Here is a 21,975-nt window from a genome sequence, read left to right as displayed (position 1 = left end):
GTATCGGCGATATCCGGGTGTCTAGGGGATCCGCTAGACGCGTGTCGACAGAGGTGACGACCCCGCCGGAAGATGGAGACGCGTCAGCCGGCGGAGTCCAGCCGGCGGCCGAGCGCGACGTCGTACTGCTGGTCGAGCCCGGTGCGCAGCGCCTCGACCAGCGCGGGGACCTCGTCGACGGGGAGCCGGAAGGAGCCGGAGCAGACGTTGCCGTGCCACAGCGACAGCACGACGAGGCCGGACTCGTGGTGCCAGGAGACCCGCAGCGCGCGGTCGCCACCTCGGGCGTCGAGGTGGATGGAGCCCGAGACCGGGAGCGGGCGCGCGGCGGTCATCGACCCATGGTGCCCCCGGGGAGTGGCCCCTGTCACGGGGTTGGGCCAACGGGTACCGCGACGTCGTGCGCGGCTTCGACTACTCCCTCGACTACTCCTCGCTCGACCTGCGCGCGCACCCGGAGCTGTACGCGGTGGGGCGCGGCGAGCAGGGCGTGTTCCACGTGGAGCCCTACAAGTCCGAGCTGCTGCCGCTGTGGGAGTTCGCGACGGTGGAGAAGGCGGAGCGGTCGAGCGCGGCGATCGCCGAGCGGTTTCGTGGCTACCTCGCGGACGGCGACTTCGTGGGGGCCGACCTGGCGCGCAAGTACCTGCAGATGGGCTACACCCGCGCCCGCCGGTACGCCAACCGGCAGGAGGGCGAGAAGGCGCAGGTCAAGGCCGAGGCGGCGGCGGTGTTCAAGGCCGCGTGGGACGCGGCCGCCGGCGACGCGACGTACCGCCGGCTGCGCGAGGAGCACCGCGAGAAGTACGACGCCTGACCCCGACCCGCCGCTGGACCCCCGCTGCTCGACGCGGATGGCTAGGCTCGCGAGGTGCCCGAGCTGCCCGAGGTGGAAGCGCTGGCCCTCGACCTCAAGGGCCGGCTCGACGGACGCGCGATCGTCAAGGTCCACATCGCGGCGTTCAGCGCGCTGAAGACCTTCGACCCGCCGCTGTCGGCGCTCGAGGGCACGCTGGTCGACGACGTGACGCGGCACGGCAAGTTCCTCGACCTCGACTGCTCCGGCACCCACCTGGTGCTGCACCTGGCCCGCGCCGGCTGGGTGCGGTGGCGCGACGAGGTGCCGACGATCCCGCCCAAGCCCAGCAACAAGTCGACGCTGGCGGTGCGGATCGTGCTCGACGACGGCTCCGGCCTCGACGTCACCGAGGCGGGCACGCGCAAGAGCCTGGCGATGTACGTCGTGCGCGACCCGCACGACGTGCCCGGCATCGCCACGCTCGGCCCGGACCCGCTCACCGACGACTTCACCGCCGAGCGGCTCGGCGAGATCCTCCAGCGCGAGGGCCGCAAGCAGATCAAGGGCGTGCTGCGCCACCAGGGCACGATCGCGGGGATCGGCAACGCCTACTCCGACGAGATCCTGCACGCGGCACGGATGTCGCCGTACAAGCCGGCGAGCTCGATCGAGGGCGAGGAGCTCCAGGGCCTGTACGCCGCGTTGCGCACTACCATCGGCGACGCGGTCGACCGCTCGCGCGGCCTCGCGGCGAGCGAGCTGAAGGGCGAGAAGAAGTCGCACCTCGCCGTCCACGGCCGCACCGGGCAGCCGTGCCCGGTCTGCGGCGACACCGTCCGCGAAGTGTCCTTCGCCGACTCCAGCCTGCAGTACTGCCCCACCTGCCAGACCGGCGGCAAGCCGCTCGCCGACCGGCGGATGTCGAGGCTGCTGAAGTAGCCGGCGGTGGGCGTCAGCTCTGCCGGGGCCCCGATGAAGCTGATGGTGCCCCGACAAGACTTCAGCGGGGGACCGTGAGGTTCATCGGGTCCCCGATGAACCTCACGCCTGACGCGAGCCACACTGGACCCATGAACGGAATCCCGACGGTGACCATCGACGGCGTGCCGGACCCGCTCCCGGAGGGGCTGGCGGTGCTCGACGTCCGCGAGCCGGTCGAGTGGCAGCACGGCCACATCGAGGGCGCGGTGCACGTGCCGCTGATGGACCTGCCGCAGCGGCTGGCCGACCTGCCGACCGGGCAGACGCTGGTGGTGTGCAAGGTCGGCGGGCGCTCGGCGCAGGCGGTCGGCTACCTGGCGCAGCAGGGCTTCGACGTCGTCAACCTCGACGGCGGGATGCTCGACTGGCAGGCGGCCGGCCGGCCGATGGTCAGCGAGACCGGCCAGCCGCCCCAGGTCGTCTGAGGCCCCGGGCGAGCCCTACTCGGTCGTCTCGGTGCTGCTCGGCTCCGAGGGCAGCTCCGCGCTCGGGTCGCCCGAGGGCAGGCCGGGCATGGAGCCGGCGCAGTTCTCGGTGATCCAGGTGTTCAGCGCCTGGGCCTGCTCCTGCTCGGCCTCGGAGTAGTCCTGGGAGTCCTCGAGGTCCTGCAGGTCGCTGACGTCGTCGATGTCGGAGGCCTCGTCGAGGACGAGCTCGAAGCCCTTGCGGGCGTCCTCGGGCAGGTCCTCGGGGGTGCCGACCTCGCGCATCCGCTCGCTCCAGTCCTTGAGCGCGTCGACGGCCGCCTCCTCCTGCTGGTCCTGGCTGGAGTCGGAGGGCGCGGCGAGCAGCGAGTCGAAGATGCTCGTGTAGGCATCGCAGAAGTCCTCCGACGAGGCGTCCTGCGGCGCCGCGCTGGCCTCGTCGTCGTCCCCACCACCGCACGCGGCGGCGAACGGGGCGATCAGCAGGAGCGACGTGGTGGCGACGGCGCGGCGCAGGGTGCGCGTGCGGGTCAGCGGCTGGGTCATCGGGGTCCTCACGGTTCGGGAACGGGTGCGGCGGCGGTCCGGGGCGGCCGTCCACGCCGGCTCACCCTGCCCAGACTGGCACGGTTCACTCCCGCACCTCCGCCGGGGTCCGGACCAGCCGGGCGGGGCGGGGCAGCGGGAGCGCCCGCCGCAGCCGGGCGAGGTACGTCCCCCGCGGCACCTCCACCACGCCGAGCGAGGCCAGGTGCGGCGTCGACCACTGCACGTCGAGCAGCCGGTCGGCGGCGTGCTCGTCGCGGAGCCGCTCGACCAGTCCGACGAGCGCCGCCTTCGAGGCGTCGCGCGCCCGGTGGAACATCGACTCCCCCGCGAACAGCCCGCCGATCGACACGCCGTACAGCCCGCCCACCAGCTCCCCGTCGCGCCAGGTCTCGACCGAGTGCGCCCAGCCCAGCTCGTGCAGGCGGAGGTACGCCGCGCGGACGTCGTCGTCGATCCAGCCCTGCGGCCGGCTCGGGTCGCCGCAGGCGGCGAGCACGTCGGCGAACGCGGTGTCGACCCGGACCTCGTAGTCCCGGCACGAGCGCCGCAGCGACCGCGAGACCACCAGCCCGTCGAGCGGCAGCACGCCGCGCCGGACCGGGCTGAACCAGTACATCGGGTCGCCGGGCGTGCCCGACGGCATGGGGAAGAGCCCGTGGCGGTAGGCGGCCAGCAGCGTGCCCGGCTCGAGGTCGGCGCCGATCGCGACCAGGTCGTCGAAGGCGTCGTACGCCGTGGGGTCACCGAAGGCCCACGCCGACGGCGGCGGCTCCACGGGCTCCGGCGGCTCGTCCGGCTGGGGGTCGGGCACGGACCGACGTTAGCGACCGCTCCCTACGATGGGGCCATGAGCGGCAAGCGCGGCATCGCTGGCACCGTCACCGGCCACCTGGGGCGTCAGCTCGCCCCGAGGATCGCGCAGCTCGCGCCGGGGCTGACGACGTCGTTCGTCCGCGAGGCGCTGCACCGCGCGATCCAGGGCGTGGGCCCGCTGCCGCCGGCCGCCGCGGCCGCGGACAAGCAGCTCGCCGAGCAGAAGGGCGACGTCGCGAAGGCCGTGCACGAGGTGATCGAGAACCACGTGCGCTACTCCGGCGCGAGCGGCTTCACCACCAACGTCGGCGGCATGGTCACCGCGGCGCTGACGATCCCGGCCAACATCACCGGCCAGGCGCTCATCCAGTGCCGGATGATCGCGGGCATCGCGCACCTGCGTGGCTACGACCTCGACGACCCGCGGGTGCGCAACGCCGTGCTCGTGACGCTGCTCGGCGAGGACAAGGTCGACGAGCTGGTCAAGCAGCGCAAGCTGCCCGCTCCCCCGATGGCGCTGGCCACCGCACCGGCGCACGACCCCGACCTCGACGCGATCGTGTCGGCGGAGGTCGCCACCGAGCTGATCACCAAGGTCGCGGGCAAGCGGATCGCGACGACCGTGGGCCGGCGGGTGCCGGTGGTCGGCGGGCTGGTCGGCATGGGCGCCGACGGCTACGCGACGTGGCGGGTGGGCCGCTACGCCGACCGCGAGCTCCTGCCCCGCAACCGGCGGTAGACCGCGAGCGCGCCGCGCCCGGCCCGGCCGCCCTGGAGCCGGCGCACGGCCTTCTCCCGCAGCCGGTACGACGGCCGCAGGTAGGACCGCTCGAGCGCTCGTCGCGCCTCGGCCAGCTCTCCGTGCAGACGTTGCTCCTCCTCGCGCAGCCGGACGTTCTCCACCAGCAGCGCCCTGATCGCGTCGACCGCGGCACCGGCGACCTGCTTCTCGGCCGGCCGGTCCGGGTCGGACCAGCGCGAGAGCGGCGGCGCCCCGGCCAGGTCGGCGAGGTCGCCGACGACGTCGTACCCCCGCCGGGCGACCTCCTCGGACCAGGCGGCCGCCAGCTGCTGGGCCCACGGGTGGACCTCCGGCGGCAGCGCGAGCCGCGGTGACCGCGTGCGCCGCGAGAGCGTCTGGTGGGCGAGCAGCTCGCGGACCAGCGGGCGGTAGTGCGCGGGCTCGACGACCTTGTTGGCGGCGCGGTTGACCCGCCGCAGCAGGGCCGTCTCTGGCACGCCGAGGGAGGGGTTGGCCCGCTCCGCGTGGAGGTCGAGGTCGATGTCGCCGAGGCCGAAGACGCGGCTGAACCGCTGCCACAGCAGCTCCGGCGCCCCGCCCGGCGGCGGCACGGTCACCAGGTGCACCCGCTCGGGCGGCAGGTCGTGCCCCCAGCGGTCGAGGATGTCGGGGATCTCCTGGACGCCCCAGAACCACGTGGCGATCCGGCTCTCGCGCGCGGGGTCGCGGACCTGCTCGAGGAACGCCGCGTAGCTGAGCGTGCTGCGGTGCTTGACGTTCTCCTGCCACTCCGCCGGGATCTGCCGGACCAGGTCGCGCACGGACAGCACGAGGTGCACCTCGGTGCCGGACCCGTGGCCGAGCGACTCCAGCGCGCGGCCGACCTGCGAGCGGGACGCCGTGGCCAGGATCTCGTGGCTCACGATCGCCGTCCCGCGGTGCCCGCGGACCCGCTCGGCGAGCCGGTCCCAGGCGCCGACGGCCTCGGTCTCCAGCCCGCCCCACGGCAGCCGCATCAGGTCGAGGGCGGCGAGGAAGTGGGCGTCGAACCGGCCGGCCGGGTAGAGGATGCCGTGCTCGGCGAGCAGCCGCTGGTTGCGGAAGAGCACGTCCTGGAGGTACGACGTGCCGGTCTTCGGCGTGCCGACGTGGAGGAGCACCTTCGCGCTCATCGGTGGTCCTCCGTCCGGGTGGGGCTGAAGTCGGAGCCCGCGTCGTGGCCCGCGTCGCGGCCGGCGAGCAGCAGGCGGGCGGCGAGGTCGAGCACGCCGGCGTCCGAGGGCTCCCGGGCGCCCTCGCGGACCCGCGGCAGCAGCCGGTCGACATCGCCGACGACAGGGTAGCCAGCGGCGAGCACCTCCCGGCGGACCCGCTCCGCGCGGTCGTGGACCCACCCCCCGAGCGCCAGGGGTACGCCGAGGGGCGGGCCGCCTGCGGCGAGCAGCCGGGGCAGGAGCGCCTCGCGGAGCAGCCGCGCGCGCCGCTCGGGCAGCGCGAGCAGGCCGAGCACCGGGGCGGTCCGTCGCGCCAGCTCGGCACCATCGGCGGAGAGGGCCGGGACCGGGGGCAGCGGCCTCCGGGTGCCAGTCAGGCGGGGCAGCGCGGCGGGGTCGAGCACGAGCCGGACCCGGTCGCGGCCGACCCGGTCGGACCAGGTGCGCAGCGCCCGGAGCACGTCGACCCGGGGCGGCACCCGGTCGCGGGAGACGGAGTCGTCGAGCCAGTCGCGCCAGGGCGGCGCGCCCTCGCCGAGCACGCGGGAGCACCAGGCGTCGGTGAGCATCGTGGCGAGGTCGTCGCCGAGGACGAGCACGGTGGCGCCGCGCCCACCCGGGTGGCGCCCTCGCTCCCCGAGCGCGTGCCGGGCGGCGTCGGCGAGCCAGGGGTCGCCCACCAGGCGGAAGCGACGGCGCCACGGCGGCCGGCCGGACCTCGGCGGATCCGGCAGCGCGGTGGCGGCGAGGTCCTCGGCGAGGACCGAGGTGGCCACGCGGACCAGCTCGTCGTCGGGCAGGTCGGCCGGGTCGACCGGTCGCGGGCCGAACGGACCGGGGTCGACGGCCCCCACGAGCTCCAGGTCGGGGCGGCCCCGGCCGGGCGCGCTCGCCTCGAGCACGCGGCGTACCAGCGCAGGCGTGGGGCGCCCCGCCTCGTTGAGACGCCGCAGCAGCTCGAGCTGCTGGGCTCCGGGCAGGACCCGGCCGCGGGCCTCGGCCTCGCCGGTCCAGGCGGCCCAGGGTGTGGTGCCGCCCTCACGGAGCGACGCGACCCAGCCCCAGGCCCGCCGCTCGCCCGGCGTCCCGGCCGGGCCCACGGCCGAGGTCCCGGCCGAGGTCACGGCTTGCGCAGCCGCTCGAGGTGCGTGCGCGCGCGGCGCCAGAGTGCCTGCTCGGGGTCGTCACGGCGCGCGGCCTCGCGGGTCATCGCCGCCAGCGCGTCGAGCGCGACGTTGACCTGCTGCTTGGGCGGCACCCGGTCCGGGTCGCGCCACTCCTCGGGCGCGGGGCCCGGGCGGAGCTCCTCGAGGTCGCCGACGACGTGGACGCCCGACCCGCGCGCCCAGGAGATCCAGCGCTCGGCCTGCTCCTCGGCCCAGGGGTACATGTCCGGCGGCAGCAGCACCGGTGTCGACCGTCGCCCGACGAGCGCCTCCTGGGCGAGCATCTCGCGGATCAGCTCGTCGTAGGACGCCTCGCGCCGGGTGGCGCGGTCCATCCGGCGGTTGAGCCGGCGCACGACCTGGGTCTCGGCGATGCCGAGCGACTGGTTGGCGCGGTCGCTCTCGCGCGGCGCCCAGGCGGGGTCGATGGCGAGCGCGCTGCAGAAGCGCAGCCACAGCTCGTCGCTGCGCTGGGCGACGACGCGGCGCGGCGGCACGGTGACCAGGTGGACCCGCTCCGGCGGCAGGTCCGCGCCCCAGCGGTCGAGCACGGTCGGCAGGTCGAAGGCGCGGGAGAACCACGGCCGGCCCTCGCGGGTGCGGGCGAGGTAGCGCCGGTAGCTCCACTTGCGGCCCTGCTTGATGCTCTCCTGCCACGCCGCCGGCACCTGCCGCGCGAGGTCGCGGGCGCTGTAGACGACGTGCAGCTCGACGCCCTCGCCACCGAGGTCGCGCTTGGCGCGGGCGATCTGGGCGGGCGTCGCCGGGGCGAGGATCTCGTGGCTGACCACGACCGTCCCCGACAGCTTCCGGACCTTGCGCACGAGCGCGTCCCAGGCGCCCTCCGCGTGACCGGGAGCGCCGCCCCAGTCCTGGCCGAGCAGGTCCAGCGCCGCGCGGAAGTGGAAGAGCGCCGGGGTCACCAGCGGCGACCCGGTCGGCACGTGCACGCCGTGCCGCGCGAGCGACCGCGCGTTGCGGGTCAGCCGGTCCTGGACGTACGTCGTGCCCGTCTTGGGCGCCCCGACGTGGAGGAAGACGCGGCGGGTGGTCACGACCCGGATCCTGCCAGGGCGCGGACGACCGCCGACGGGCTGGGCCGTCCGAGCTGCCGCGCCATCCAGGCGCTCGTGGCGACGACGGCGTCCAGGTCGATGCCTGCACCGGTGCCCATGCCGGTGCCCGTCGAGATGCCCAGCCCGCGCAGCATCCACAGCAGGTTCTCGGTCGCGAGGTTGCCGGTGGCGCTCCTCGCGTACGGGCAGCCGCCCAGCCCGCCGGCGCTGGCGTCGAACGTCGTGATCCCCGCCTGCAGCGCGGCGTAGGTGTTGGCCAGCGCCTGGCCGTAGGTGTCGTGGAAGTGCATCGCGAGCCGTTCCGCCTCGATCCCGGCCTCGCCGAAGGCAGCGACCAGCTCGCCCACCTGGCCGGCCGTCCCGACGCCGATCGTGTCGCCGAGGCTGAGCGCGTTCGCGCCGAGGTCGAGCAGCCGGCGCCCGGCGGCCACCACCTGCTCGACCGGGACGGCGCCCTCCCACGGGTCGCCGAAGCACATCGAGAGGTAGGCGCGGACCTGCATCCCGGCGTCACGCGCGCGCCGGACGGTCGGCTCGAACATCGCGAACTGCTCGTCGTAGGAGCGGTTGAGGTTGCGCTGGGCGAAGGTCTCGGTCGCGGAGCCGAAGACCGCGACGTGCCGGCAGCCGAGCTCCAGCGCGCGGTCGAGGCCGCGGTCGTTGGGGACGAGCACCGGCAGGTCGCGCGCCCGGTCGCCGATCCGCTCCTCCAGGAGCGCCAGCAGCTCGGCGGCGTCGGCGAGCTGCGGCACCCACGTCGGGTGGACGAAGCTCGTCGCCTCCACCACCGGGAGGCCGGCGGCCAGCAGCCGCTCGACGAACTCGGCCTTGACCTCGGTCGGCACCTGGCCGGCCTCGTTCTGCAGGCCGTCGCGGGGGCCGACCTCGTAGACGGTGACGCTGGTCGGGAGCGCCGGTGCGGGAGCGGTCGTCATGCCTGGTCGGTACCCGTCACCTCGAACAGGCGTGCCCCCAGCGCCACCTGCCTGCCCGCGACCGCGTCGACGGCGGTGACCACGCCGTCGTACGGCGCCGTGAGCGCGAACTCCATCTTCATCGCCTCCATCGCCCCGAGCAGCTCGCCGGCCGCGACCTCCTGCCCCTCGGCGACGCGGACGTCGAGCACCGTGCCGGGCATCGGGGCGACGACGGTGCCGTCGCCGGCGGCGGGACCGGCGTCCGCGGTGACGTCGGGGCGGGTGAAGACGTGGCGCTGGCCCTCCAGCACCACCTCGACGGTGTGGGCGCGGAGGTCTACGACCCCGCTGCGGCGCCGGCCGTCGACCTCGAGCACGACCTCGAGCACGACCTCGAGCACGACCTCGTGACCGGGACGGAGCTCGTCCGCGGCCACGGCGGTCACGGGCACCCCGTCGACCGTGCCCGGGACGCCGAGCCGGGCGTGCTCGACGGACACGGGGCGGTCGAGCTCGACGACGACCGGTGCGGGCGGCCCGGCCAGGCGCCAGCCGTCGGCCTGGAACGGGTGCGTCGCCCTGCCACCGGTCGCGCCGGCAGCCGGGGACGCGGCGTACGCGGAGGCCCAGGCGGCGAGGAGCCGCGCCTCGTCGGCGCTGGGCGGGGCGAGCTCGTGGCGGTCGAGCCACGCGGTGTCGATGGTGGCGTCGCGGAACTCGTCGCTCGCGACCAGCGCGCGGAGGAAGCCGGTGTTGGTGGTCAGGCCGGTGACCGCGGTGTCCTCGAGCGCGCGCAGCAGCGCCAGCCGCGCGGACTCGCGGTCGGGGCCGTGGGCGATGACCTTGCCGAGCATCGGGTCGTAGGAGGTCGAGACGACCTGGCCGCTCTCGAGCGCGTGGTCGACCCGGATGCCCGGGCCGCTGGGCCACCGGACGAGGTCGGCCCGCCCGGCCTGCGGCAGGAACCCGCCGAACGCGTCCTCGGCGTACACCCGCGCCTCGATGGCGTGCCCGACGATCCCCAGCTCGCCCTGCGACAGCGAGACCTGCTCGCCCGCCGCCACGCGCAGCTGCTCCTCGACCAGGTCGAAGCCGCCGGTGATCGCCTCGGTCACCGGGTGCTCCACCTGGAGCCGGGTGTTCATCTCCAGGAAGTAGAACTCGCCGGTGTCGGCGTCGAGCAGGAACTCGACCGTGCCCGCGCCGACGTACCCGACCTGCTTGCCCAGCGCCACGGCCGCTGCGGTCATCCGGTGCCGCAGCCCCGCGTCGACGGTCGGGCCGGGCGCCTCCTCCAGGACCTTCTGGTGGCGGCGCTGGGTCGAGCAGTCGCGCTCGAAGAGGTGCACGACGTTGCCGTGGCTGTCCCCCATGACCTGCACCTCGAGGTGACGTCCGCGCTCGACGTACTTCTCCACCAGCAGCGTGTCGTCGCCGAAGGCGCTCGCCGCCTCCCGCGCCGCCGCCGCCCGGGCCTCGGGCAGCTCCGCGGCCGAGCGGACCACGCGCATGCCCTTGCCGCCGCCGCCGGCCGCGGCCTTGACCAGCACCGGGTAGGCGAACGACTCGGGGTCGTCGTCGAGGGCGTACGACGGCACCACCGGCACGCCGGCGGCGGTCGCGATCTCCCGGGCGAGGTCCTTGCGGCCCATCTGCTCCATGACAGCTGGGCTCGGGCCGACCAGGGTGACCCCGGCCGCCTCCAGCGCGGAGGCGAAGGCCGCCCGCTCCGACAGGAACCCGTAGCCGGGGTGCACCGCGTCCGCGCCGGCGCGCACCGCCGCCGCGACGACCTCGTCGACGTCGAGGTAGCTGCCCACCCGGACCGCGTCGTCGGCCGCCCGCACGTGCGGCGCGGTCGCATCGAGGTCGGTGTGGATCGCCACCGTGCGGATGCCGAGGCGGGCGGCCGTCCGGAAGACGCGCAGCGCGATCTCGCCGCGGTTGGCGACCATGAGGCAACGGATCTTCAGGACTCAGCCCTCCGAAGGGTCGGGGTCCCCGTGGCGTTGTTCGCGGAGGAGCGAAGCGGGGGAGCGAAGAACGTCATGGGGTGACCTCACATCCTGAAGATTCCGTAGGAGGGGCTGGGGATCGGGGCGTGGGCGGCGGCCGCGAGGCCCATGCCCAGCACGCGGCGGGTGTCGGCGGGGTCGATGACGCCGTCGTCCCAGAGCCGGGCGGTGGCGTAGTACGGCGAGCCCTGGGTCTCGTACTGCTCGCGGATCGGGGCCTTGAGCTCCTCGTCCTCGGGCCTCCCGGCGACCGTGGCGAGCACCGAGGCGGCCTGCTCGCCACCCATCACCGAGATCCGGGCGTTGGGCCACATCCACAGGAACCGCGGGTCGTAGGCGCGGCCGCACATGCCGTAGTTGCCGGCGCCGAAGGAGCCGCCGATGACGACGGTGAGCTTCGGGACGACCGAGCAGGCGACCGCGGTGACCAGCTTGGCGCCGTCGCGCGCGATGCCCTTGTTCTCGTACTCCCGACCCACCATGAAGCCGGAGATGTTCTGCAGGAAGACCAGCGGGATCCCGCGCTGGTTGCACAGCTCGATGAAGTGCGCGCCCTTGAGGGCCGACTCGCTGAACAGGATGCCGTTGTTCGCGACGATCCCGACCGGGTGGCCCCAGATGTGCGCGAACCCGGTCACCAGCGTCTCGCCGTAGAGCTTCTTGAACTCCTGGAACCGGCTGCCGTCGACGACCCGGCGGATGACCTCGCGCACGTCGTACGGCGTGCGGGTGTCGGCGGGGACGACGTCGTACAGCGTCTCGGGGTCCTCCAGCGGCTCCTCGACCTCGCGGACCTCCCAGGGCGCGGCCTGGCCGCTTCCGGCTGGTCGAGGAAGGCGCGCAGCGCCTGTCTCGAAACCTGCCGAGGCAGGGAACGTGGAGACGATCGAGCGCACGATCGCCAGCGCGTGGGCGTCGTCCTCGGCGAGGTGGTCGACGACGCCGGAGGTGCGGGCGTGGACGTCGCCGCCGCCGAGCTCCTCGGCGGTCACGACCTCGCCGGTGGCTGCCTTCACCAGCGGCGGTCCGCCGAGGAAGATCGTGCCCTGCTCCTTGACAATGACGGTCTCGTCCGACATCGCCGGGACGTAGGCGCCGCCGGCGGTGCAGGAGCCCATGACCGAGGCGACCTGCGGGATGCCCCGGGCCGACAGGTTGGCCTGGTTGAAGAAGATCCGGCCGAAGTGCTCGCGGTCGGGGAAGACCTCGTCCTGCAGCGGCAGGAACGCGCCGCCGGAGTCGACGAGGTAGACGCACGGGAGGTGGTTGTCCGCCGCGACCTGCTGGGCGCGCAGGTGCTTCTTGACCGTGACCGGGTAGTACGTGCCGCCCTTGACGGTCGCGTCGTTGGCGACGACGACGCACTCGCGGCCGCTGATCCGGCCGATGCCGGTGACGATGCCGGCCGACGGCACCGGCGTCTCGCCGGGCGCGCCGTACATCCCCGTCGCCGCGAGCGGGCTCAGCTCGAGGAACGCGCTGCCCGGGTCGAGCAGGCGGTCGACGCGGTCGCGGACGAGCATCTTGCCGCGGGCGGTGTGCTTCTCGCGGGCCGCCGCCGAGCCGCCGAGCCGGGCGACGGCGAGCCGCTCGCGCAGGTCCTCGACGAGCGATCTCAGGTCCTGGGTCACCCGGGCAGGTTAGCGATCGTTAACCGGTAGCGTCGAGTGACGGGCGCGTCCGCCCCGCGGACCGTCATTGTCCAGTGGTCCACACGACTTTACGCTGACCGCGCCCACCCCACCAGGAGGAACACGTGTCGCACAGCCCCGAGACCCTCGCCGTCCACGCCGGCCAGGAGCAGGCCGACCCCGCCACCAACGCGCGGGCGGTGCCGATCTACCAGACGACGTCGTACGTCTTCAACGACACCGAGCACGCCGCGAACCTCTTCGCGCTGGCCGAGCCCGGCAACATCTACACGCGGATCATGAACCCGACCCAGTCGGTGTTCGAGGACCGGGTCAACCAGCTCGAGGGCGGCGTCGGCGCCCTGGCGACCGCGAGCGGCTCGGCCGCCACGACGTACGCCGTGCTGAACCTCTGCTACGCCGGCGACAACATCGTCGCGCTCTCCACGCTCTACGGCGGCACCTACGCGCTGTTCGCCCACACGCTGCCGCAGTTCGGCATCGAGGTCCGCTTCGTCGACCCCGAGAAGCCCGAGGAGCTGGCCCAGCACGTCGACGAGAAGACCAAGATGGTCTTCGGCGAGACGATCGGCAACCCGCGGATCAACGTCATCGACATCCCTGCCTGGTCCGAGGCCGCGCACGCCCAGGGCCTCCCGCTGATCATCGACAACACCACGCCGTCGCCGTACCTCGTGCGCGCGATCGAGCAGGGCGCCGACGTCGTCGTGCACGCCGCGACCAAGTACATCGGCGGCCACGGCACCTCGATCGGCGGCGTGATCGTCGACTCCGGGAAGTTCGACTGGGCCGCGCACTCCGACCGCTTCCCCGGCCTGACCAAGCCCGACCCGGCCTACCACGGCGCGGTGTGGACCGAGGCGGCCGGCCCGGCGGCGTACATCATCCGCGCCCGCACCGTCCTGCTCCGCAACACGGGCGCCGCCATCACGCCGATGAACTCCTGGCTCTTCCTCCAGGGCCTCGAGACGCTGCACCTGCGGATGGAGCGGCACAGCGAGAACGCGCTGGCGGTCGCGAAGTACCTCGAGGGCCACGAGGCCGTGTCGTGGGTGAGCTACCCCGGCCTGGAGTCCAGCGCGTACAAGGAGGTCGCGGACCGCACCTTCACCGGCAAGGGGTACGGCGGCCTGGTCAGCTTCGGCCTCAAGGCCGGCCGCGACGGTGGTCGGACGTTCATCGAGTCGCTGCAGCTGTTCAGCCACCTCGCGAACATCGGCGACGCGAAGTCGCTGGCGATCCACAACGCCACGACCACGCACTCCCAGCTCACGCCCGAGGAGCTCGAGGCGGCCGGTGTCCCCGAGGACATGGTGCGGCTCTCGATCGGCATCGAGCACGTGGACGACATCATCGCCGACCTGGAGCAGGCGCTGACCGCCACCAAGTGACCGGTCCCCTCGGCTACGTCGAGACGCAGCGGGCCGTCCTCTTCACCGAGGACGACCCGCTGCGGCTTCGTGGCGGCGGGCGGCTGGACCACGTCGAGGTCGCCTACGAGACGTACGGCGAGCTCTCCCCCGCCCGCGACAACGCGGTGTTCGTCTGCCACGCGCTCACCGGCGACGCCCACGCGGCGGGGCTCCACCTCGGCGCCAAGAAGCGCGGTTGGTGGGACAACCTGATCGGCCCCGGCAAGCCGGTGGACACCGACCGGTTCTTCGTCGTCTCGGCCAACCTGCTCGGCGGGTGCTCGGGCACCACCGGGCCGCTGTCGACGGACCCCGCCACCGGCGCGGCGTACGGGCTGGACTTCCCGATGCTGCACATGAGCGACCTGGTCGCCGTGCACCGGCGGCTGCTGCGCCTCCTGGGCGTGCCCCGGCTGCACGCGGCCGTCGGCGGGTCGCTCGGCGGGATGCAGGTGCTCCAGTGGGTCATCGACGCTCCCGACGAGATCGACCGGGCCGTCGTCGTCGCGGCCTCCTCACGGCTGACGCCGGAGAACATCGCGTTCTCCTCCGTGGCGCGCGAGGCGATCATGGGCGACCCGGACTTCCACGACGGGCGGTACGCCGAGAAGGGCGTCCAGCCGCGGCTCGGCCAGAAGGTCGCGCGGATGATGGCCCACATCACCTACGTCTCCGCCGCCTCGCTCGAGGCGAAGTTCGGCCACCGCCGCACCGGCACCGGCGACGACTGGCGGATGGGCCCCGACTTCGAGGTCGAGCACTACCTCCAGCACCAGGGCGAGGTGTTCCTCGACCGCTTCGACGCGCTGTCGTACCTCTACCTCACCCGGCTGCTCGACTACTTCGACCCCTTCGCCGACCCCTGGACCGCCGACCGGCTGCGCTCCACCGCCACCCGCTTCCAGGTCACCTCCTTCGACTCCGACTGGCGCTTCGACACCGCCCAGTCCGAGCGGATGGCCCGCGAGCTGGTCGCCTGCGGCGTCGACGTCGACTGCCTCGAGCTCCCCTCGCCCTGGGGGCACGACTCGTTCCTCCTCGAGCCGCCCGGCTACCACCAGCGGCTGCGGGCCTTCCTCGTCGACTGAGCCCCGGTATCGGGGACCGGGCGCAGGAAAGGCAGGGAAGTGCGAGCATCCCAAGTTAACCTGGGATGCTCGAGGTTCCCTGCCATCGCAATGGCCGAGAAGCGTCGGTTTCCCACGTTCACTTGGGATGCTGACGCCCATCCAGCCCTCCCCCCGGTTAACAACCGCTAACCTGACGGCCGTGACCCGGCGCGCGCAGATCCTGGCGACGGCGGCGGAGCTGTTCGCGGCGCGGGGGTTCCACGGGGTGTCGGTGGCCGACCTGGGGGCGGCGTGCGGGATCAGCGGGCCGGCGCTCTACAAGCACTTCCCGTCCAAGGACGCGATGCTCGCCGAGATGCTGGTGTCGATCAGCGAGGAGCTGCTCGCGGTCGGGCGGCGGCGGGTGGCCGAGGCGGACGGGCCGGCGGCGGCGCTGGCGGCGCTGGTCGACTGGCACGCGTCGTTCGCGCTGGGGCAGCGCTCGCTCATCGTGGTGCAGGACCGCGACTGGGAGTCGTTGCCGGCGACGGCACGCGAGCGGGTGCGCACCCTGCAGCGGGAGTACGTCGACCTGTGGGCCGAGCAGCTGCGGCTGGTGCACGGCGGGCTGGCGCTGGACCGCGCGCGGGCGATGGCGCACGCGACGTTCGGCCTGCTGAACTCCACCCCGCACAGCGGGCTGCTGCCCGACGAGCCGATGCACGCGCTGCTGGTCGACATGGCGCTGGCCGCGCTCGGCGTGGCCCGGCCCTAGTCTCGGCTCGTGCGCAGCCGGCTCGTCGTCCTGGTGCTCGCCGCGGTCCTGGGGACCGGCGGCGGGGTCGCGGCCGGGCTGCTCGACGGCGGCGACGACCAGGCCCGGCGGCAGACCCGGGCGGCCGACGACCCGCTCCGGCTCGGCGTCGAGCACGTCGACCTCGGCTGCACCGGCCAGGCCGTGCTCGTCGTCGCGACCGGCGACACCCCGACTGCGCTACGGGGGGCGGTGGCCGACCACGGCGACGCGGTCCGCTACCTGCGCACCGCCGACTCCTGCGACACCCGGTGGACCCAGGACGAGGACCGCCCGACGCCGACCTGGGCGGCGTACCTCGGGCCCCACGACGACCTCGTCGAGCCCTGCGCCGACCGGATGACGAGCGCACACAAGGGCGACGTCCTCACGGTGCTGTCCGCCGGCACCACCGACCTGGTGCGCTGCGTCTGCGTGCTGCCGACGGCCGACATGCCCGAGCTGCGCCTCGGGATGCCGGTCGACCAGGAGCTCGGCATCTGGGTGCGCGCGCTGCAGGGGATGCTCGTCGACATCGACCCGGCCCGCTTCCCGGAGGAGCGCGTCACCGGCCGGTACGACGAGGCGACGGCCGCGCGGATGGCGCCGCTGCAGGCCTTCCACGACATCGAGCCGGGCAGCCCGGTCGACGAGTCGTCGTGGCGGGCGGTGCGGGACCGGGCCTGCGGCGCCTACGACTTCTGACCGGTCCGGAGCCCTCAGAGCAGGTGGTCGATCGGCTGGCCGTCCGCGAGCAGGTCCAGCGCCCGCGCCGCGCGCAGGGCGGCGTCGTACGCCGTGTCGTCGTCGGTGGCGACCGGGTCGTCGTCGGTCGGGCCGGCCCTGGTGTGCAGCCGCGCGAGCAGGTCCTCCCGCGGCAGCCCGCGCAGCTGCAGCAGCACGAACGGGTCGCCGTCGACCAGCCACCCGAGCTGGGTGAGCACCGCCAGCGCGTGCACGCACGGGTCGGTCCAGCCCTCGCAGGTGCACGTCGCGCCGAGCTCGCCGCCGTAGGGCAGCAGCTCGACACCGGCGTCCTCTGCGTGCTCGACCAGCGTGTGCGGGAGGTCGCCGGCCATCAGCGCCGCCACTCGTCCGGCCTCGGCCGCGACCGTCTCGACGAAGGCGTCGCGGGCGGCGTCGTCGAGCACCGGCACCGTGCCCGAGGTCGTCCACAGCCCGCCGTCGTCCTCGACCGCCGCGACGAACGAGCCGCGGTCGACGATGATCCCGCCGATCCGGCCGGAGCGGGCCAGCCGGCGCGCGGCGACCAGGTCCGCCTCGTCGTACGCCGCCTCCTCGACCGCCCGCAGCCAGGCGCGCGCCCACCAGGTCGCCGCCCGCGCCCCGCCGCGGCGAGCCGGCAGGCGCGGGTGCACGACGCGGGTCGCCGGCTCGGCCACCTCAGGCCTCCGGCCGCAGGGTGACCAGGTCGCGGAGCTCGTCGTCGGAGAGCTCGGTCAGCGCGGCCTCACCGCCGGCGAGCACCGAGTCGGCCAGCGCGCGCTTGCGGGTGAGCAGCTCGGCGACGCGCTCCTCGATGGTGCCGCGGGTGACCATCCGGTGCACCTGGACCGGCTTGGTCTGCCCGATCCGGTAGGCACGGTCGGTCGCCTGCTCCTCCACGGCGGGGTTCCACCAGCGGTCGAGGTGGATGACGTGGTCGGCGCGGGTGAGGTTGAGCCCGGTGCCGCCGGCCTTGAGCGAGAGCAGGAAGACCGGGACCGCGCCGGGCTCCTCGGGGCCGGCCTGGAAGCGGCGCACCATCTCCTCCCGCTCCCGCACGGGCGTGCCGCCGTGGAGCAGCTGGTGCCCGATGCCGAGCCGGGTCAGGTGCGCCTCGACGAGGCGGGCCATGGCGACGTACTGGGTGAACACCAGCGCCGCGCCGCCCTCGGCGACCACGGTGGCGAGCAGCTCCTCGAGCAGGTCGAGCTTCTGCGAGCGCCCGGCGAGACGGGTGGCCCCGGACTGCTTGAGGAACTGTGCCGGGTGGTTGCAGATCTGCTTGAGCCCGGTCAGCAGCGCGAGCACGAGCCCGCGCCGGGTGTCGGTGTCGGACCGCTCGATGCGCTCCATGGTGTCGCGGACGAACGCCTCGTAGAGCACGGTCTGCTCGCGGGTGAGCCGCAGCGGGTGGTCGGTCTCGGTCTTGGCTGGCAGCTCGGGCGCGATGCCGGGGTCGGACTTGCGCCGGCGCAGCAGGAACGGCTCCACCAGGTCGGCGAACTGCCGCGCCTTGGTCGGCTCCAGGCCGGACTCGATCGGCGCGGCCCACACCTTGCGGAAGGCGTTGCGGCTGCCGAGCAGGCCCGGGGTCGCCCAGTCCAGCACCGACCACAGCTCGGTCAGGTCGTTCTCGATCGGGGTGCCGGTCAGCGCGACCCGGGCGCGCGACGGGATGGTGCGCAGGGCTCGGGCGGTGGCGGTCCGGGCGTTCTTGAGGTGCTGGGCCTCGTCGGCGACCACCAGGTCCCAGCCGACCTCGGCAAGGGAGGCGGCGTCGCGGCGCGCGGTGCCGTACGTCGTCAGCACGAACCCCGGGTCCGTGCCCGGCAGGCCGTCCGCCAGCCCGGCGAGGTCGCGGCTCGACCCGTGGAACCGGCGCACCGGCGTGCCCGGTGCGAACCGGGCGACCTCGGCCTCCCAGTTGCCGAGCAGGCTGGTCGGGCAGACGACCAGCGTGGGACCGGTCGCGCCGCGCTCGCGACGGTGCAGGTGGAGCGCGATGAGCGTGATCGTCTTCCCCAGGCCCATGTCGTCGGCCAGGCAGGCGCCGAGCCCCAACGAGGTGAGGTCGGCCAGCCAGGTGAGGCCGTGGCGCTGGTAGTCGCGCAGCTCGGCCCGCAGCGCGGCGGGCGGCTCGACGGGCTCGCGGGTGGCCGCCATCCGCAGCCGCTCGCGCACCCGTTCCAGGCTCGCGTCCACGACGACCTGCTCCTCGGTCTCCTCGACCTGGACGGTGCCGGTCAGCGCCGCCGCGACCGCCTGGGCGGGCGTCGCGGTGCGGACCAGCCGCTTGCGGGCGCGCCGCGCCACCGCCGGGTCCACGACGGTCCAGCTGCCCCGGAGCTTGAGCACCGGTGAGGCCGCCGAGGCGAGCTGCTCCATCTCCTCGTCGGTGAGCGGCTCGCCGTGCAGCGCCACCTGCCAGCGGAAGGCGAAGAGCGCCTCGGTGCCGAGCACCGGCTCGTTGAGCGGCGCCTCACGGACGCCGCCGCCCGCGCTCGCGCCGCCGGAGGGCGCCGCGTCCAGCACCGTGCGGGTCGTCAGGTCGCGGCCCAGGCTGCGCGGCCACAGCACGTCGACCCCCCGGTCCCGGAGCGCGCCGACGCCGTGCTCGAGCAGGCCGACGATCTCGTCGGTGTCGAGGGTGATCTGGTCCGGCACCCGCAGCTCGAGCAGCCGGTCGAGCACCGGCCAGGCGTCGGCCGCGGCGCGCAGGGCGATCGTGGCGTGGGTGCGGGCGCGCTCGCCGAAGCCGTGGCTCGCGTCGGGACCGGTCTCGGTCCACAGCAGCGCCGCGTCGCACACGTGGAGCGGATCCTGCTCGTCGTGGACCTGCAGCACGAGCCGCACCGCCCCCGCGACCAGCTCCTCCTCGTCGGCCTCGACCCGCAGCGAGACCCCCACCAGCTGGGGCAGCTCGTCGGGACGGTTCGCGCGCGTCCGGTGGCGGTCGATCCTCGCCTGGAGCCGGGCGGCGAACTCCGGGTCGACGCGCGGCGGCGCGCCGGTCGGCCGCTGCGGAGCGGGCCGTGCGCTGCGACGACCCGCCCCCGGCGCGGTGCGCGGCACGGCGTCCGCGACGGCGTCGAGCACCTGCCGGACGAGCACCTGGGCGGCCTCGGCGTCCACGCCGTCGTAAGCCCGGGAGCGCGCGAGCATCTCCACCCGGTCGGTGTCGGAGGCGTCGAGCGGCGCGACCCGCCACGACGGCGGCCCGTCGTCCGTCGCGGGCTCGAGCCGGCCCGCCGCGACCAGCCGGAGCCCCAGCAGCGCGGCACCCGAGAGCAGCCCCACGCTGGGGTGCAGGTCGTCGCGCGCGTGGGCCTTGGTGAGCACCGGCAGCGCGGCCCGGACCGGCAGGCTCACCGTCCGCCGCTCGTCGGTGAACTCGACCACGCCCTCGCGCGGCGGCTCGCCGGCGCGGAACGTGGCCGGTCCGGTGACGGGCACGAAGCTCACCCGCAGGACCGTAACCGCTGCTGCCGACAGCGCGCGCCCGGCCGGTACGGTCGCGGCATGAGCATCCTCGACCTGCCGATCAACCGCCTCGACGGGACGCCCGCGACCCTCGGCGAGATCACCGGCGGCAAGCCGGCCCTGCTGGTCAACGTGGCCAGCAAGTGCGGCCTGACCCCGCAGTACGCCGGCCTCGAGACGCTCCACGAGGAGCTGGCCGGCTCGGGCTTCACCGTCGTGGGGTTGCCGTGCAACCAGTTCCTGGGGCAGGAGCCGGGCACGGCCGAGGAGATCGAGGAGTTCTGCTCCGCGACGTACGGCGTCACCTTCCCGATGACCGAGAAGATCGAGGTCAACGGCGAGGGCCGGCACCCGATCTACGACGAGCTGGTCCGCACGCCGGACGAGCAGGGCGAGGCGGGTGACGTGCAGTGGAACTTCGAGAAGTTCCTCGTCGACGGCACCGGCCACGTGGTCGCCCGCTTCCGGCCCGGCGTGGAGCCGGACGACCCGTCGCTGCGCGACGCCGCCCGCGCGCTGGCCTCCAGCGCGGGCTGAGCTGCACGAGCCCGGGGTGACCAAGCACACGGGTTGACGCGGCACTACTCGGATGACTCCCGGGCCGAGCCGCCCCTAGCCTTTCGCGGTGAGCACCGACCTCTCCACCAGCCCGCCCGGCACGCCCGGCGTCCCCGACAAGCTCGACCGCCAGGTCCTCGTCGTCGCCGGCGTGGTCGTGCTCGGCGCGATCATGTCGATCCTCGACATCACGGTCGTCTCGGTGGCGCTCGAGACCTTCCAGCGCGAGTTCGACGCGACGACCGCCCAGGTCGCGTGGACGATGACCGGCTACACCCTGGCCCTGGCCAGCGTCATCCCGCTGACCGGCTGGGCCTCGGACCGGTTCGGCACCAAGCGGCTCTACCTCATCGCGATCGTCCTCTTCGCCGCCGGCTCCGCGCTCTGCGCGGCGGCCACCTCGCTGGAGATGCTGGTCGCCTTCCGCGTGCTGCAGGGCCTCGGCGGCGGCATGCTCGTGCCGCTCGGCATGACGATCCTGACCCGCGCGGCCGGCCCGGAGCGGATCGGCCGGGTCATGGCCGTCATGGGCATCCCGATGCTGCTGGGCCCGATCTTCGGCCCGATCATCGGCGGCGCGCTCATCGAGAACGCCAGCTGGCACTGGATCTTCCTCATCAACGTCCCGATCGGCGTGGTCGCGATCGTGTACGCCGCCAAGGTGCTGCCGAGGGACTCCGTCGAGCCGTCGGAGACCTTCGACTGGCTCGGCATGGTGCTGCTCTCCCCCGGCCTCGCGCTGTTCCTGTACGGCGTCTCGACGATCCCCGAGACCGGCACCGTCCTGGACGCCGAGGTGCTCGTCCCCGCGGTGGTCGGCCTGCTGCTCATCGCCGCGTTCGTGCCGTGGGCGCTCGCCCGCGCGAACAAGCACCCGCTGGTCGACCTGCGCCTGTTCACCAACGGCACGATGACCGTCGCCGTGATCGCGATGTCGCTGTTCGCGATCGCGTTCTTCGGCGCCAGCCTGCTGTTCCCGCTCTACTTCCAGCAGGTCCGCGACGAGGGCGCCCTCTCGGCCGGGCTGCTGCTCGCGCCCCAGGGTGTCGGCGCGATGCTCGTCATGCCGGTCGCCGGCGTGCTGTCCGACCGGATCGGTCCCGGCAAGATCGTGCTCGCCGGCGTGGCGGTGATCACCGTCGGCATGGGCATGTTCGCCACGCTCGACGCGACGACGTCGTACACGTTCCTCATGGGCGCGCTGTTCGTCATGGGCCTCGGCATGGGCGCCACGATGATGCCGATCATGTCCGCGGCGCTGCAGACGCTGCGCGGCCACACCGTCGCCCGCGGCTCCACGCTGCTCAACATCGTCCAGCAGGTCGCCGCCTCGATCGGCACCGCGATCTTCTCGGTGCTGCTCACCAACGGCGTCAAGAACGACGTCCGTCCCTCGCAGGACCCGGCCCAGGTGCTGGGTGACCTCGCCGGCGTCTTCAGCGGGACCTTCTGGATCGCTGCGATCATGGTGGCCGTCGTCCTCGTGCCGGCGTTCTTCCTGCCGCGCAAGCCGCCGGCCGAGCCGGTCGACCAGACCGCGCTCATGGGTCACTGATCGGGACACCGACCCGGTCCTGAGCCAGCTTCTCGTGCTGTCCAGCGTGCGCT

The 21,975-nt window shown here is 74.1% G+C and carries 21 protein-coding genes; 10 read left to right on the top strand and 11 right to left on the bottom strand.

Features of this window, described 5'->3' with window-relative positions; all coding sequences use genetic code 11:
* Window positions 1–83: 83 nt before the first annotated feature.
* The gene (locus G6553_RS10055) at window positions 84–335 is read right to left on the bottom strand and encodes a hypothetical protein (RefSeq protein WP_166191721.1); all 252 of its coding nucleotides are present in this window, start codon (window positions 333–335) and stop codon (window positions 84–86) included.
* A 65-nt stretch (window positions 336–400) separates the two neighbouring features.
* Here G6553_RS10055 and G6553_RS10050 point away from each other — a divergent pair, with 65 nt between their 5' ends.
* The 3 genes from G6553_RS10050 to G6553_RS10040 all read left to right on the top strand — a co-directional run bounded on the left by G6553_RS10050 (window position 401) and on the right by G6553_RS10040 (window position 2,205).
* Window positions 401–817, top strand: a complete 417-nt coding sequence (locus G6553_RS10050) for a DUF4385 family protein (protein ID WP_166191718.1) — start codon at window positions 401–403, stop codon at window positions 815–817.
* 54 nt (window positions 818–871) lie between these two features.
* On the top strand, window positions 872–1,738 hold the full coding sequence (locus G6553_RS10045; RefSeq protein ID WP_166191715.1) for an Fpg/Nei family DNA glycosylase: 867 nt from the start codon (window positions 872–874) through the stop codon (window positions 1,736–1,738).
* A gap of 131 nt (window positions 1,739–1,869) precedes the next feature.
* On the top strand, window positions 1,870–2,205 hold the full coding sequence (locus G6553_RS10040) for a rhodanese-like domain-containing protein (protein WP_166191712.1): 336 nt from the start codon (window positions 1,870–1,872) through the stop codon (window positions 2,203–2,205).
* Window positions 2,206–2,220: 15 nt separating this feature from the next.
* Here the strand turns inward: G6553_RS10040 and G6553_RS10035 are convergent, their stop codons facing one another.
* Window positions 2,221–2,751: a hypothetical protein gene (locus G6553_RS10035; protein ID WP_166191709.1), complete on the bottom strand. Its 531-nt coding sequence runs from the start codon at window positions 2,749–2,751 to the stop codon at window positions 2,221–2,223.
* Window positions 2,752–2,836: 85 nt separating this feature from the next.
* The gene (gene aat / locus G6553_RS10030; protein WP_166191797.1) at window positions 2,837–3,529 is read right to left on the bottom strand and encodes a leucyl/phenylalanyl-tRNA--protein transferase; all 693 of its coding nucleotides are present in this window, start codon (window positions 3,527–3,529) and stop codon (window positions 2,837–2,839) included.
* Between the two features lie 72 nt (window positions 3,530–3,601).
* Here aat and G6553_RS10025 point away from each other — a divergent pair, with 72 nt between their 5' ends.
* Window positions 3,602–4,306: an EcsC family protein gene (locus G6553_RS10025; protein ID WP_166191706.1), complete on the top strand. Its 705-nt coding sequence runs from the start codon at window positions 3,602–3,604 to the stop codon at window positions 4,304–4,306.
* Here G6553_RS10025 and G6553_RS10020 read toward each other — a convergent pair.
* The 6 genes from G6553_RS10020 to G6553_RS09995 all read right to left on the bottom strand — a co-directional run bounded on the left by G6553_RS10020 (window position 4,267) and on the right by G6553_RS09995 (window position 12,328).
* Window positions 4,267–5,481, bottom strand: coding sequence for a hypothetical protein (locus tag G6553_RS10020; RefSeq protein WP_166191703.1), 1,215 nt, complete (start codon window positions 5,479–5,481; stop codon window positions 4,267–4,269). The genes G6553_RS10025 and G6553_RS10020 overlap by 40 nt on opposite strands.
* On the bottom strand, window positions 5,478–6,647 hold the full coding sequence (locus tag G6553_RS10015; RefSeq protein ID WP_166191700.1) for a hypothetical protein: 1,170 nt from the start codon (window positions 6,645–6,647) through the stop codon (window positions 5,478–5,480). Before G6553_RS10015 ends, G6553_RS10020 begins: the two co-directional genes overlap by 4 nt.
* Window positions 6,644–7,744, bottom strand: a complete 1,101-nt coding sequence (locus G6553_RS10010) for a hypothetical protein (protein WP_166191697.1) — start codon at window positions 7,742–7,744, stop codon at window positions 6,644–6,646. The genes G6553_RS10015 and G6553_RS10010 overlap by 4 nt, the downstream gene beginning before the upstream one ends.
* Complete coding sequence (locus G6553_RS10005; RefSeq protein ID WP_166191694.1) at window positions 7,741–8,700, bottom strand: hydroxymethylglutaryl-CoA lyase; 960 nt, start codon at window positions 8,698–8,700, stop codon at window positions 7,741–7,743. Before G6553_RS10005 ends, G6553_RS10010 begins: the two co-directional genes overlap by 4 nt.
* Window positions 8,697–10,637, bottom strand: coding sequence for a biotin carboxylase N-terminal domain-containing protein (locus G6553_RS10000; protein ID WP_166191691.1), 1,941 nt, complete (start codon window positions 10,635–10,637; stop codon window positions 8,697–8,699). Before G6553_RS10000 ends, G6553_RS10005 begins: the two co-directional genes overlap by 4 nt.
* A gap of 104 nt (window positions 10,638–10,741) precedes the next feature.
* Complete coding sequence (locus G6553_RS09995) at window positions 10,742–12,328, bottom strand: carboxyl transferase domain-containing protein (protein WP_166191688.1); 1,587 nt, start codon at window positions 12,326–12,328, stop codon at window positions 10,742–10,744.
* A gap of 125 nt (window positions 12,329–12,453) precedes the next feature.
* Here G6553_RS09995 and G6553_RS09990 point away from each other — a divergent pair, with 125 nt between their 5' ends.
* From G6553_RS09990 to G6553_RS09975, 4 genes are all read left to right on the top strand, one after another.
* Window positions 12,454–13,740: an O-acetylhomoserine aminocarboxypropyltransferase/cysteine synthase family protein gene (locus G6553_RS09990; protein WP_166191685.1), complete on the top strand. Its 1,287-nt coding sequence runs from the start codon at window positions 12,454–12,456 to the stop codon at window positions 13,738–13,740.
* The gene (locus G6553_RS09985; protein WP_166191682.1) at window positions 13,737–14,849 is read left to right on the top strand and encodes a homoserine O-acetyltransferase; all 1,113 of its coding nucleotides are present in this window, start codon (window positions 13,737–13,739) and stop codon (window positions 14,847–14,849) included. The genes G6553_RS09990 and G6553_RS09985 overlap by 4 nt, the downstream gene beginning before the upstream one ends.
* Before the next feature lie 181 nt (window positions 14,850–15,030).
* Window positions 15,031–15,585, top strand: a complete 555-nt coding sequence (locus tag G6553_RS09980; RefSeq protein WP_347565621.1) for a TetR/AcrR family transcriptional regulator — start codon at window positions 15,031–15,033, stop codon at window positions 15,583–15,585.
* A 9-nt stretch (window positions 15,586–15,594) separates the two neighbouring features.
* The gene (locus G6553_RS09975; RefSeq protein WP_166191676.1) at window positions 15,595–16,308 is read left to right on the top strand and encodes a hypothetical protein; all 714 of its coding nucleotides are present in this window, start codon (window positions 15,595–15,597) and stop codon (window positions 16,306–16,308) included.
* A gap of 14 nt (window positions 16,309–16,322) precedes the next feature.
* Here the strand turns inward: G6553_RS09975 and G6553_RS09970 are convergent, their stop codons facing one another.
* Complete coding sequence (locus G6553_RS09970) at window positions 16,323–17,006, bottom strand: SWIM zinc finger family protein (protein ID WP_166191673.1); 684 nt, start codon at window positions 17,004–17,006, stop codon at window positions 16,323–16,325.
* Between the two features lies 1 nt (window position 17,007).
* Window positions 17,008–19,791: a DEAD/DEAH box helicase gene (locus G6553_RS09965; RefSeq protein WP_347565620.1), complete on the bottom strand. Its 2,784-nt coding sequence runs from the start codon at window positions 19,789–19,791 to the stop codon at window positions 17,008–17,010.
* A gap of 57 nt (window positions 19,792–19,848) precedes the next feature.
* Here G6553_RS09965 and G6553_RS09960 point away from each other — a divergent pair, with 57 nt between their 5' ends.
* Complete coding sequence (locus G6553_RS09960) at window positions 19,849–20,346, top strand: glutathione peroxidase (RefSeq protein ID WP_207619588.1); 498 nt, start codon at window positions 19,849–19,851, stop codon at window positions 20,344–20,346.
* Between the two features lie 88 nt (window positions 20,347–20,434).
* The gene (locus tag G6553_RS09955; RefSeq protein WP_166191667.1) at window positions 20,435–21,922 is read left to right on the top strand and encodes a DHA2 family efflux MFS transporter permease subunit; all 1,488 of its coding nucleotides are present in this window, start codon (window positions 20,435–20,437) and stop codon (window positions 21,920–21,922) included.
* The last annotated feature ends 53 nt before the right edge of the window (window positions 21,923–21,975 follow it).

The sequence above is a fragment of the Nocardioides sp. IC4_145 genome (genome assembly GCF_011250565.1).
Taxonomy (GTDB): Bacteria; Actinomycetota; Actinomycetes; order Propionibacteriales; family Nocardioidaceae; genus Nocardioides.
Note: the sequence above shows the minus strand (reverse complement) of the source record. Positions and strands in the feature narration are given on the sequence as shown.